The 13163-nt window shown below is 54.3% G+C and carries 8 protein-coding genes; 2 read left to right on the forward strand and 6 right to left on the reverse strand.

Annotation, left to right across the window (positions count from 1 at the left end):
* Window positions 1–145 precede the first annotated feature (145 nt).
* Window positions 146–2530, forward strand: a complete 2385-nt coding sequence (locus SH678x_RS05020; protein ID WP_496921791.1) for a carboxylesterase family protein — start codon at window positions 146–148, stop codon at window positions 2528–2530.
* A gap of 79 nt (window positions 2531–2609) precedes the next feature.
* Here the strand turns inward: SH678x_RS05020 and SH678x_RS05025 are convergent, their stop codons facing one another.
* From SH678x_RS05025 to SH678x_RS05050, 6 genes are all read right to left on the reverse strand, one after another.
* Entirely contained in the window at window positions 2610–3497 is an 888-nt protein-coding gene (locus SH678x_RS05025) for a DUF4394 domain-containing protein (RefSeq protein WP_496921792.1), read from the reverse strand.
* A gap of 59 nt (window positions 3498–3556) precedes the next feature.
* Window positions 3557–4459, reverse strand: coding sequence for a PEP-CTERM sorting domain-containing protein (locus tag SH678x_RS05030; protein ID WP_496921793.1), 903 nt, complete (start codon window positions 4457–4459; stop codon window positions 3557–3559).
* A gap of 289 nt (window positions 4460–4748) precedes the next feature.
* Window positions 4749–6614 (reverse strand): hypothetical protein, encoded by a 1866-nt coding sequence (locus tag SH678x_RS05035; RefSeq protein ID WP_496921794.1) that lies wholly within the window; start codon window positions 6612–6614, stop codon window positions 4749–4751.
* Between the two features lie 450 nt (window positions 6615–7064).
* Complete coding sequence (locus SH678x_RS05040; protein ID WP_496921795.1) at window positions 7065–8780, reverse strand: vWA domain-containing protein; 1716 nt, start codon at window positions 8778–8780, stop codon at window positions 7065–7067.
* An 86-nt stretch (window positions 8781–8866) separates the two neighbouring features.
* Window positions 8867–10630 carry an ABC transporter permease gene (locus SH678x_RS05045; protein ID WP_496921796.1) on the reverse strand — a complete coding sequence of 588 codons (1764 nt, stop codon included), beginning with the start codon at window positions 10628–10630 and terminating at the stop codon, window positions 8867–8869.
* A gap of 88 nt (window positions 10631–10718) precedes the next feature.
* Entirely contained in the window at window positions 10719–11678 is a 960-nt protein-coding gene (locus SH678x_RS05050) for a serine O-acetyltransferase (RefSeq protein WP_496921797.1), read from the reverse strand.
* 436 nt (window positions 11679–12114) lie between these two features.
* Here SH678x_RS05050 and SH678x_RS05055 point away from each other — a divergent pair, with 436 nt between their 5' ends.
* Complete coding sequence (locus SH678x_RS05055) at window positions 12115–12492, forward strand: hypothetical protein (protein WP_496921798.1); 378 nt, start codon at window positions 12115–12117, stop codon at window positions 12490–12492.
* The last annotated feature ends 671 nt before the right edge of the window (window positions 12493–13163 follow it).

Here is a 13163-nt window from a genome sequence, read left to right on the forward strand (position 1 = left end):
TTTTCGCCGGTGCAGTCAATTCTGGGCTCGAATCGACAAATTGACTGTTCCCCGGGTCAAGCCACAATGAAAACTACAGGAGTTAGCTGAGTCTCGAAATCCTTGGCTTGCTATTGGCTTTAACGGCATGAGAACTGACCACGGCATGACATCGTTTTTCCGATTGCGAAATCTGCTGGCCACGGTTGGCGTGTGTGTGGCGCTGTGCGTGTCGTCGGCGTATGCTCAGAAAATCCAGATGAGGGACGGCCGTATTTTGCCGGGCCGGATTTTGTTGATGACGGGCGTAGCGGATGCCCCCGTGCCACCAGCTCCGGATAAGAATGAAGAAGCCAAGGCTACACCGATTCTGTTGGTCGACGACGAATTGCGGCGGGTCTTTGTGCCTCGGGCTAACGTGGCGGCCATCATCGACGCGGCTCCTGAAAATTTAGCGAATATCAAACTCTGGCAAAAAGCGGCCAAGTCGGGAAATGCCGTGGCGAGCGTGGGACCGAGTCTTGGAATCTCACGCTTCGACGAATTCGGACGGCGGATTTACGAGATGCAGACGAGCCGAGGTCCGCTGGCCATTGTGCAGGGAATCACTGAGCTAACTCCGCGGTATGCCAAGGTCGAAGGCTTGTTGGGTCGGCCGGATGCCGTTGTCTGGGACATGCGCATCGCCACGAGTTCGATCCCTAAAGAAACCTTGGCCATGATTCTCGATAAGGCGGTTTCGCACGACGATCCCCAGGATTGGCTGGAGGTTGTGCGGTTCTATTTGCAGGCCGAGCGATACGGAGAAGCCAGCCAAGAACTCGAAGCGATCATCAAAGCGTTTCCGGATAAAGAGGATTTGAAATCCGAAGCGAAACAAATTCGCCAGATGGGAGCGCGGCGAATTTTGAAGGAGATCCAACTTCGTCGAGAAGCGGGGCAACACGAATTAGTTGGACGCTTATTGGAAGGTTTCCCGGTAGATGATGTTCCCGGCGATGCGTTGCAGCAAGTTCGCGAGGCCTTGGCTAACTACCAGGCGGAAATGTCGGGAATGCAAATCGTACGCGATCAGTTATTGGCTCAATACGGCCAACTGGCCAGCGACGACACGCGCGCGTTAGTAAAATCGGTCGTCGATGAAATCGTCAAGGACCTCAATTACAACAACGTGGGGCGTTTGCTGTCGTTCACCAAATTGATTGACGATCCCAATTTGACGGCCGAAGATAAGATCGCGCTCGCCATTTCGGGTTGGATCCTTGGGCCCGGAGAAGCGATTCAAAGTTTCGGCGAGGCAGTGCCGCTGATTGCTGTTCGCAACGTCGTCCGCAAATACCTGACCGAGCCAGCCGCTCATGAACGAACCATTCTGTTGGATTCCATCCGCAGCGTCGAAGGTCTGACCGTGCCTCGGGTGGCGGCCATTCTTTCCCAACTCACTCCCCCCTGGTCCGTTCCCCGGAGGGCATCTCAAGGTTTTGGCGCTTACGAATTGATGGCGGCCGGTTATTCGGAGAGCGGGGATTTTCGTTATCTTGTGCAATTGCCACCGGAGTATGATCCCTATCGAAATTATCCCACGCTTGTGGTTCTGAACGGTGCATACAACTCGCCCGAGCAAGAACTCGAATATTGGACCGGCCCACAACCGCGCGATGAAGAGGGAAAGCCCACTGGGCCACGCCAGGGGCAGGCCATGCGGCATGGCTACATCACGATCTCGCTCGAGTGGCTCAAACCACGGCAATACAACTACGAGTTTTCCTTGCGCGAGCATGAAGCCGTGTTAACTGTGATGCGCGACGCCAGCCGACGGTTTAGCATCGATCCCGATCGCGTGTTTCTCTCGGGTCATGGCATCGGCGGTGATGCGGCTTGGGATTTCGCAATCGCGCATCCCGATCTGTGGGCCGGGGCGATTCCTTTTCTTGCCCAGCTCGACAAGGAAGAAAAATTCATTCAGCACTATTGGGAGAATGCGGCTTACGTGCCGTTTTATTTCGTCTCAGGCGAGTTAGACGGGCTGAAAATGAAGACCAACAGCCAACTTTTCGATCAATTCCTCAGTCGGCGTATCGACAAGAAACCATTTAATGCCACGGTCGTGGAATATCATGGCCGCGGCTATGAGCCCTACCACGACGAGATTCTGAACATCTTCGATTGGATGGGTCGTCAAAAGCGTGAATGGCCGAAGGATTTTCAGTGCAACACAATGCGCGATTGGGACAACTTCTTTTGGTGGGTCGAGGCCCAAGGCTTTCCGAATTCCATCACGCCGGGAAATTGGCCACGTGGTTCAGCACGGCCGACGATCCTTCAAGGGGAAGTGCTCAACGGCAACAAACTCTCCGCCCGTTCCGCCGCCGACGAAACCACGATCTGGCTTCGCCCCGAGTTAGTGGATTTCAGCAAGCCGATCCGCGTGGAACTCAATGGCAAGCGCTTAACCGGTGATACGACTCCCAGCTTGGATGTCATCTTGGAAGACGCACGCACCCGCGTCGACCGTCAACGGCCATTCTGGGCGAAGATCCAATCACCGTGATGAAATGAAGACAGCACAGCTTGGCGAGAGGCCAAACTGTACTGTCTTCTGGAGAACGTTTCAGATTTAAACGCATGAACTAGCGTCTGCGGCGCCAACAACAGACTGAACCGAGTGCCAACAGTGCTAGACTCGATGGTTCGGGGATCACATTGGCGACTGCAATATCGCGGAAACTGCCATTCACGCCTGTCACAGGGCCAAGCAACATGGCCGCACCAGTTGTTAAATTCACTTCATAGAGTGAGTTGACTGCAAGTCCGCCAGCAGCAAGATTGTTGCCGACCAGATAGGCATTGCCGGTTTCTCCCGAAATGTCGAATCCCGTGAAACCGCCGCTCGTGGTGAGATTGAATCCCAGCGGGCCGACGGTCTGTAATGTTCCGTTATTTGCCGGATTCTGAGTGGCGAGGACGTCGTTGCCAGCTTCAAGATCGTAGAGTGTCGTCGTTGTTGCGCCGGGAAAGCTGTTCGTGTAGGCACCATTCACAACGGCGGGGGCATCGCCGACGTTCGTGTCGCCGGCCATGAATGTCAGCGTACCATCGGTCATCACAACCGCGCCCGTATCGGGATTGACGCGAAGATTGTTGGGAGCGCCACCACTGCCTAAGAGACGAATACGATCGACCGTGGGATTGAAATCGATCGCCTTGTAAGCTCCCATCGGCACCGTCGAAAGTGTCGAGCCAACTTGGCTCCGATCACCTGTCATGGGATCAATAACGTAAAGATTGTTTTGATTGCTATAGCCATACACCTCGCCAGTCGCGGGGCGGACATCGATGCTTAAGAGAATTTCGCCAAGCAAACTAAATCCAGACAGACTTGTCGTGGAAGTTACTGCTCGCGTCTCGCTATCAAATGTGACAAGCTGTTGTAGGTTTGTTAGTCCGTAGATGGATTCTGCGGAACAGGGGGCAGCCGCGGCAATCAAGACTGCGGCGGAAAAGATGATCGATTTCATACAAGTTCCTTTAATCAAAGGTGAGGGCTATTGTGTCGTGATGGATTATTTAACAATCACTAGCGAATGTTGCGGCGCGATATAGTCAGGCTTCCGAGGCCGAGCAAAAGAGTGAGGAACGTGGCTGGTTCGGGCACAACTCCGGCATCCATCCGGCGAATCCCTTCCAAAGTGGCAAGAGGCACTACCTCGCCCCAAACCCGTAAGTTATCAAGCAACCCATCAAAGGGGTCGGCATCAACCGCCCCAAACAAGACACGCGCACCTAAGCTGAGAGCGGCGGTCTCGTTTAATGCTGGATCATTTCCTGAACCATTGGTGTTCGTTCCCGAACCGACCAGAGCGAGTGGAGTATTGACACCACCGGCATAGAAGAACACGTTCGGGCCTGGCTGCAATATCGTGCCGTCGTAGGTCACAGCAAAATTGACCCACTCTTGAGTGGCACCGAAACCAGCCGAGGTACTCGAACCATTATCCACGGCGAATACTAGATTTCCCGGAACGTTGGGATCGCCATGGACACTGACGCCGGCAACTCCGGAACGATTCGCATACAGCACCGCATTGGCGCCGATGGGCGCACTCGCGGCTGTTTTGAACCAGCCGCCAATTGTGAATTTCAGTAGGCCGTCGATCGCGTCGAAATCGGCAGCATGAGTGCCTCGACCACCGGAACTGTTCACGGTCCCGCCCATGCTGGTGGCGGCCGAGTTGTTGAAGGCGCGGTCTCCAAGTAGACCTGACACTCCACTGCCATCCCCTCCGATCACGCCAGGAGCAATGATGTTTAACGCGGGTGCCGACCCAGCAGCACTGCCATCAGCTACAGCCGTTACGGCCCCAGGTGAATCGTTAAAAGCGTAGCCTAAAATATGGTTTGCAAAACTTTGCGACGCCGAGCCGGCGATAACCAGGACTAGCAAGTTAGATAGATACCGCAAACGTAGTTGTTGAATCATGAGCTGTTTTATCCAGGTAGGAGAAAGTGGGTGGCAATTTTCTTGAACTTGCTAATTGCCGCAAAAAGGATGCAGAGATACTGCGTAGACAATCTAATTCAACGAAGGGTAACTCGCCGCCACAGTTCAATCGAGAAAGCAAGCTGTAGATAGCTACGCGAGTGGAAGTAAAGTTAGATGAGTGAAATCATCAAAGAAAAGAGGATTTATTAAAGCAAAAAACCACGTTGGACCCAATGAGTCCAACGTGGTCTATAAGTATTCATTTCAATCAAAAGCGGATTAGCTCTTAACGAACTGTCTTCTCGTCGCTCGATTCTGATTTGCTGGCCCGTGCTTGAGCGGTCTGCTTGCTCAGCGTCGCACCCACGACAAACCAACCGTCTTCGTCGCTTCGCACGACCGTGCCCGAGGGGCCAAAGTAACGGCGAACGACTTCGAACTCAGGCAGCTTCGTGCCGTCGATCTTTTGCTCACGCAAGACGGTTTCGTCGTCGGTTTCGGGTGCCAACATGCGATTCAGCACGCGACCCAGTAGCGTTTCCGATTCAGGCATCTTGCCTTGCTTGATCAATTCGTAAATCGGACGATAGGCTTCATCAGTGCGAACGAAGAATCGGGCTGAAATCGGACCGGACAGCAATTCTGTCATCGTGCTCTCGACTTCTTTGAAGTCGGTTGCCGTGGTCAGTTTGTCCTCCGCATTCTCGGCGGCGAGAATCTTCTTTAAGAAATCAGCATGTGAAGCAATGAACAAGTGATTGTCGGTCACACAGACGGCCGAGGAAGCAAGTGCATTACCACCCAAGGGTTGATCTTCGGAAACGGCTTCGGGATTTTCTTCCAGCAGATCGAGGTCTTGAATAGCGATATCGATTTCAGGAATATCATCCTGAGCTTCTTCAATCTCCCAGATGGTTTTGCCTTCGAATTCACCCTTCACGGAGTTAGGTTCGCTTTCCATGAGCTTGGCCACCGTGGCAGCCATAGCTTTTTCGTCCTTCACTTCCAAGACTATCATAAAGCGTTCGCATTTAGGGTTGATCGGTAACTCGTAGTCCGTCACGAAGGTGACACGCTCCCCAACGTGAGCGACTAAGTCGCGTTCCACGTTGATTTGCGGACCGTAAGGATCGCGTTCCAACCCTTCGACCATATTGGCGAAGGCGTCTTCATAGCCAGCGATTGCATCAAACAGCGTGCTCACGTGGTCGTAGGCATTCTGCAGATCGCAGCTCATCGTGCGAAACGAGGCCAATTGGCGGGGGATCCACTTGTTGGACGTGAGTTCAGTCTGGTTGGGGAACTTCATCATCCGCATCGCCAACTCGTACTTTTGCTCTTCGCCCGGGATGGGGGGAGCATAAACCGAAGTGCGGTGCAGTAACTCGTAATTACCGTCAACTGAGAGATTCACAAAACCACCCAGAGCTTGGATCGCGTCGAAGCCTTGCTCGGAGAGAATCTTGACATAGTCCTTCCCCTTTTTCTTGGCATCGGCCGGTTCCAAGGTTTGAACAGCACTGGCATAACCGAAGGGATTCACAAACCAACGCATGTCAGGCTTGAGATCGCCGGCTTCTTTTTGGCAACGCTCCATGGTCTGTTGATAGCCGACAACTTCCGAAAGGCTCCCTTCCTTATTTTGGAAGTGCTGGAACATTTCGTTGGCTAGCTGGGCGTTGTCGGTAGCCACCAAGATATTGTCTTTAATAAAATAGATCGTTTGGCGAGCAAAATCTCCTTCCTTTTGGGGAGGGATATCAAACGTCACGAACTCGGTTCCATCGTGATTGGCCGTGCTTTTCTTGCCGCTCATTTTTTCGATATCGGCATCGACCTTCTTCAAGAGCTTTTCGAGTTGACGTTGATGGCCGGTGGTGTCGACGGTCATCGCAATCGCGGCACGGCCATGTTTCACCGATGCCATGCCAACGCCAATTTCACCGCCCGCGATGTCTTGGAGGTCGGAATAGGTAATGCCAAGCTTTTCCTTCGCACCAGAAATCTTTTCTTCGAGTTGCTTCTTCATCTGATCGACGAATGGCCGCATCGCATCGTCTTGCACAAGTTGGCCCAATTGGGTTTGGTGCCAATGTTCGATCAAAAAATTAATATCACCAACCGAGGCAAAGCCTTGCGTTTCGGCGGACATGAGCTGATCGCTCGGCACCCCCCAAGCTTGCGCAGCCAACAGGGACGCCGCGATTGTGAAACATGCCGTGATACGAAGGGTGCGCGGAGCGAAACTCCGGAGTCTTTCAATTTGCACGATGAACCTGCCTGGTACGGGTCGTGGACGTGTAAGGAATAAGCCTGACCGGGAAAACGCGGTGGAATGTAGTGATTTATCGTCTGGGGGGCAAGGATTATCTTTATAAGCTAGCAAACGGCAGCAGAGCTTGCCTAATACGGCCAAAAAGCACGAATAATACAAAGCGAGACGTGTTAAAATAGGAAGGCTTTGCAGGAATTTGGTGTTGGAATGTCGCATGATTGATCCCTCGGCAGTCATTATGAGACCTGTTACAGCAACAAGCCTCAAGGTTTTGACAGTCGCTAGGGACAACGCAATTCGAGTGCCGAGCCACCTGCATTCAAATGATCAGGCAAGAATCTCGCGCCGTCGGCGCAGATAATCCCACACGACGAAGCGGTCGAGGTCGTTCCCGGCGGTGAAGAAAACACGGCCTTTGGTGGATTCGGCAAGGCGGTAGGCGAAGCGCACGTCTTCCTCGGTTTGTGACCAACTGGGAAGCAGGAAAAGATTAATTGTGATCCCTTCGCGATGGCAAAGTTGGCCTTCGCGCATCGTGGCCGCCTCGGTGCGAGGATCAGGCGGGTAGAGCAGATAGAGCATCTCGCCTTCAAAATGGGCCGTGGGGAGACCGTCGGTGATGAGGATGATTTGCCGATTGGGGGTGTCTTGCGTGGCCAATAGCCGCCGAGCCGTTGAGAGCGCGTGTTGGATATTGGTGAAATGCGGCGGAACTTGGTATTCGCTCACGTCGTCGCGGCTCATGTCGGCGCGCAAACGGACCACGGGATCAAACACCGTCACCGGCTTCGGCATCAGTTCAACAATGCGGCCCCGTTCCACGGGTTTGGCAAAGCTGTACATCTCGACGAACTGAACGTAGTCGCCCGGATATTCGCTGCGGATCAACCCTTCGAGTGCCAGGGCCATGCGCTTCACGTTGATATATTGGCCGTCGTAGCGCATCGAGCCACTCATATCCATCAACACGCAGGTTGCGCACTTGGGATTGTTGCGGGTGCGGTGGACTTGCATGTCGTCGGAATTAAAACGTATTGGATCGCCTGCAGTCCGACCTTCCGTTCCTTGACGAATCAACGCATTCACAAACGTGCCGGGAATGTCGAGGTGCGTGATCGAATCGCCGAACTCATAATCCTTGGTGGCTTGCAGTTCGACGGCCCCTTCGCCAAGCACAGGTCCTTGGTGCCTCCCCGAGCGGGAAGATTCCAATTCGCTGAACAATCGTTCCAGCAACTTCGCCTGAAAGATGCGATAGGCTTTGGGAGTGACACGGAATTGGCCTTGGTGTTGTTCGAGTCCCTGACGTTCGGCCGTTTCGCGCAAGAAATCTTGAATCTGTTGCTGCAAGGCACTGAGTTGATCGATATCGCCGGGTTCGGCAAACTCGGCGAGTGCTTCCATGTCGATGATGCCGATTTGAGCCGTTTCGCGTGCTTCCTCGAGTTGCTTGATGAGCTCGTCGATCCGCTCCAGTTCTTCCTTCACCTCAAGTGCCAGTGGAACGGTCATGGCTTCGCGGCCCGTGAACTCATAACGCGCGGCGAGCTCTTCGATTTCGTACTTGTTGCCGAGTGCTTCGATCAAGCCAACCAAGCCACGGGCAAAAGGAGAATTGTCGTCTCCCGCGGCGTACCAGAGTCTCTGCAGATCGCGAAGCTGCTCATTGTGAATCGCCGCGCGGAATTGGTCGCGATGCCGGCGGGGGGGATCGATACTTTGCGCCTGCTCGACGTAGGCACTATGGGCACGGCGGCGGACTTTGCGAGTTTCAAAGCGTTCGAGAATTTTACGTTTGCGTTCTTTAAGGATCGCCAGCAAGGCTTCGATACTTGGACCCAGTCCGGCGAATTGGCTGGGATCGATCCGCACCGCGCGGGCAAGTTCTTCTTCGGTCAACTCGCGGTGCTGGCCGTACATGAGCAGATGCTCAAAGGCCGAAGAAACCATGTCGGGGGGTGGTTGGGTGGGACTGGGAAACCGCTGGGGATCGTATTTCTGATAGGTATGGATGATCCCACCGAGCGTATCGCGATTGGCCATGTCTTCCCCCGCATGATGTTCGTCTTGAACCAATTCATCATACGCAGGTGGTGTCGAGAAAACCACCGAGACAAATAACGGTGTTTTTAAGCCGTTGCATTTGTCGTTGATTGCAACAAGGGCAAGCCATCCGGCTTGGTTTTCGTCCGGCCCGCGTGCTGATCAAACTCGGTCACAAGATGCCTGTAGATGGCATAAGTGGCGATAGCATAGCAGGTCATTCCGATGATGAAGGCAGCCATAAAAACAGGAGCTTCACGATTTATGGAATTGTCTGACATCAAAAACACGATGTTAGGATAGACCAGCAGGAAAGGTATGCAAATGGCGAGGATGAATGCCCACGATTCCCCGCCGCTTCCTCCGCCTGCCATGACCGTGCAGCAACAGAAGAGATAGCCACCCCCAACGAAGATCAAGGTCCCCAAGGTTTGGCCCATCGCGCGCAAGCTGGTCTGCGAGCGCAGCGAAAAGAGCAAACCAAGGCAAGTCGTGAAACAAGCCAGCAAGGCAAAGGTCAGGCATGTTCCCAGCATCGGCAGAATCGCTGATGAGTCGATAATGATACCCAAGATCCAACTGAGGGCCAAAAGGATCAGCATCCAGCGGGCACTATAGAGATTGCCACAGAGTTTGCCCACAATGATTTCCTGGGCGGTGAGCGGTGTCGACATCAACGTGATCCAGCTGTCGCGTTCGCGCTCTTGAGCGATTAGTCCCGCGCTGCGAGCTCCGAGAAGCAGCAACATGCCGCAGCCCAAATAGCCGGTGATTCCCAACAGAAATTGAAAATAGTTATTGCGTCGCCAGCTATCTTGAGCAGTGATCGATTCCACAAATGCCCACAGCATGCCTGCAAACACGCCGATCAGAATAAGTGCCATCGCGAAACACCCAATCTTGCCCATACGAGTTGACGACGTTTTGGAATACATCTCCTTCCAAATCATCGGATATTCACCGGGCGGGCGGCGGGTTGGTTCCGTGGGTCGCTTCGCGAGCTTCTCGGCAGTGCGTGTCGACTCGGAGAGATGAACGCGCCTGACAGCGAACACCGCCATGGCCAAGCTGGCAATGGCCACCAATAACTGATTGGCCACGGCTTTGAGTACCATCGACAGGTCGAGCCCAACACCAACTGCGGAGACGTTCCCCATCGCGTTCACCAGCACGCTCATGGGATTGAGCATCAGCAGCCAATCGTTGAGTGGCTGTCCTATCGTTTCCCAGAGCCAGGGGGGAATGATTCTCGCCGCATGGAGACCCATCAGAATCGGTGGCACCGAAAACATGGCCAGAAGCAAAGCATAGATTCTACCGACCGCATCCCGTGCTTTCGGCGACCAAACCGAGACGGCGATGCTCAGTCCCGTGAGCATGATCGCCGTGCCGACCGCTGATAAGAACGTTACCAGCAATGCCTCGGCGGGAATTCCTCCCATCAGGCGAAAGAGAAAAAGTATCGGCAGACCGACCAAGATAAATTGGCCGAGCAGGGTGAGGCGAGCCACGGTCTTGCCTAGTACGATCTCGGTGTTCGATAAGTCGGTGGCGAACAGATACTCAATTGTGCGGCGTTCGCGCTCGGTGGCGATCGTGCCGGCGGCCATCGCGGGACCGACCAGTAGAATCGAAAGCACTTGCAGCCAGCTAAAGCTTACGAAGAACCCCGCGGCCAGCATCGCCGAAGCACGAATCGACGGTTGGCCCGCTCGGAGATAATAAGCCGAGCTGTAGGTCGTCCACAGCACGAACAGAATCAGCAGGGCGTAGAGCACCCGCAACACAAAATAGCGCCGGCGTCGGGCCACGGAAACCAGTTCGACGCGAAATATGGGCCCAAGCAGCATGACACGGTCGCCGTGGTGATCTTCCTGTGAAGGAAATCATCGTAGCGAGACCGGCTGGAAATCACCAGCGCGAAATTGAGTAATCCGCTTAAATCTGATACTGCGTTTCGGGACGCAACTCGTCGACCACTTCGTTTCGCATTTTCAGCTTGGGTTTTTCCAGTAGCACGGTCGTGTGCGGTTCGACGCTGGAAGTCAGCCAGACGTTGGAACCAATCACCGAATCGTGGCCGATGACCGTCCGTCCGCCGAGGACCGTGGCGTTGGCGTAGATTACCACACGGTCTTCGATCGTCGGATGCCGCTTCTGACCACGAACCAACTGGCCATCGCTGTCGGTGGGAAAGCTAAGCGCACCGAGCGTCACGCCTTGATAGATCTTGACGTGCTCGCCGATCTCGCAGGTCTGTCCCAGCACGACGCCCGTGCCGTGGTCGATGAAGAAATACGCCCCAATCGTCGCGCCGGGGTGAATATCTATGCCCGTGCGGCTGTGAGCCCATTCGGTCATCATGCGTGGGATGAAAGGAATCTGCAATTCGTACAGCAAGTGCGCGAGCCGATAAATGGTGATTGCTTCCAAGCCGGGGTAGCAGAAGATCACTTCATCGACGTTCTTGCAGGCGGGGTCCCCCTCGAACGCGGCTTGCACGTCGGTGGCGAGCACTTTGCGTAGCTCGGGAAGTTGATCCAAGAACTGCAAGGTCTTCGCTTGGCCGAGGGCTTCGTAATCTTGTTCGCTGTCGCAATCGCTCGAAGCGCCGGCGTCGTGGCGGAGCGCGCGGCCAATCTGGGTCGTCAGCCGATCATGCAAACGGTCGATCAGATCGCCCACATAATAAGTGATGTTGCCGCGGTGCAGGCCGGTGCGGCGGCGGTAACCGGGGAACAGGATTTCCGTCAACTCGTGCATCGCCGCGACGACTTCGTCGTAGCTGGGCAGCGGGCAATGATCGAGGTGGTTGATCGTGCCCAGGCCTTCGTAGGTTTGCACAATCCGCTCGGTAATATCCGGCAGTTGGTCTTTCAGCCGAAAATCGGTGGCCATCGTATTCTCTCTTCGCGAGTCAAAAGCGATCGGTGGGATGTTGGTGAGACAGCGCCGGCCGTGGCGCACGGTCAGAAGAAAGTCCCGGCTTAAGCCGGGCCCATACAGCAGCAACAGATTTCGTAGCGAGATGTCATCAAAAAACTCCGTTCCCGCCCAAGCTGACACCGACCGGTCACCATGAGTTCAGTCGGCATCGGGGCCTTGGCGAGTTTAACCATTTTACCGGCGTGAGCCCTGCTGGTGCGAGAGCGATCTGACTTGCCAGCAGTCAAATCTTGCTCCCAACTGCCCCGGCAGAGGCATTTCGGCCAAGCGATTCAAGAAAATTCTCTCACCGGCCGAGCGATTCTCGCCTTGCCACGGCCCGTCGTGACATATTCTTAAAAGGGACACGTCTTGTGATTCGCACTTTGAGCGGAAAGGAGAATCACCTGTGACACAGCTGCTCGCGATGTTCGATCCGACCTTGGTTTTCCTCGTCCTCGTTCCGGCGGGCCTCTTTATTTCCGCCTGGGCTTTGCAAATGGCATGCGCCTTCGCGGCGGTCGAGCCCCCCGACTATTGGCAAAGCCTGCTCTGCATGTTCCTGGTTGTCGTGGCCAACGTGCTGCTGCGGTTTTGGGTGAATGTTTCGATTCTGGAACCCGGCCTGGGGAGCCAGGTCTTGGGACCAGTCGCCATGACCGCCGGCATCATCGCGATCATGGTCCGCACGGGCCCCTTCTCAGCCTTAATGGTGACGATCTGCGAAGGAGGAATCTGCGCGGTGTTGTTTATTGGCTTCTCGATGTTGATGTCGGTGGTGATGTGAGGAAGAGGCTGTTGGTTGGAGGCTGGAGGTTAGGAAATTCGGATTGCTGGTGCTGTCATTCTGAGAGAACCTAGCGACCGAAGAGTCTCGCCTCCAGGCATTCATGGTTTGAAGTCAGATTCTTCTCTCCGTGCCACTCCATTCAGAATGACAATTAGGTCCATCTTATGGATTCCTCTGACTAACAGCTAACAGCTAATCGCTAACAGCTTCTTCCTCCGAACTTTGTCAACTTGTTCAACTTGATCAATTTTATCATCGGATGAGATTGATCAAGTTGCGAATTCGAGTCGCGAGTCGTTAGGCGCTAGGCGTTAGTTTTCAATAAGAGCGTAGATCGGGTGCCACCGTTGGCTCGCCCCGTCATCCCCCTCCGTGTACTCGGGGAGGGGTTAGCGGAGGGTCTTCGTGTCTTGCTCTTCTTCTCTGGCTAAAAACTAACGGCTAACAGCTAATAGCTCTTCCCCTCTGCTTTGCCAGGTTTGCGAGGTTTGCTTGGTTTGCAGGCCTCCGGTTTTTGCAAAGCTGAATTCGGGACTGGGAGTTAGGGACTTGGGGTCGGTAAAGAACGAATTTCTAGAGAGTCGAAAAGCATTATATGGAATCGCGCGGCCAAATTCGACAAAGAACTTTGGCCACTGAGCCGCAAGGCGCTCGCCGTGGATTCTTAA

It is taken from the genome of Bythopirellula superficialaquae, assembly GCF_059632245.1.

Bases quoted from the DNA above. Each gene is read 5' to 3' on its own strand.
- SH678x_RS05030 (WP_496921793.1), bottom strand. From the start codon at position 4,459: ATGATTCAACAACTACGTTTGCGGTATCTATCTAACTTGCTAGTCCTG.
- SH678x_RS05050 (WP_496921797.1), bottom strand. From the start codon at position 11,678: ATGGCCACCGATTTTCGGCTGAAAGACCAACTGCCGGATATTACCGAG.
- SH678x_RS05020 (WP_496921791.1), top strand. From the start codon at position 146: ATGACATCGTTTTTCCGATTGCGAAATCTGCTGGCCACGGTTGGCGTG.
- SH678x_RS05035 (WP_496921794.1), bottom strand. From the start codon at position 6,614: ATGTCCGCCGAAACGCAAGGCTTTGCCTCGGTTGGTGATATTAATTTT.
- SH678x_RS05045 (WP_496921796.1), bottom strand. From the start codon at position 10,630: ATGCTGCTTGGGCCCATATTTCGCGTCGAACTGGTTTCCGTGGCCCGA.
- SH678x_RS05040 (WP_496921795.1), bottom strand. From the start codon at position 8,780: ATGGCCAATCGCGATACGCTCGGTGGGATCATCCATACCTATCAGAAA.
- SH678x_RS05025 (WP_496921792.1), bottom strand. From the start codon at position 3,497: ATGAAATCGATCATCTTTTCCGCCGCAGTCTTGATTGCCGCGGCTGCC.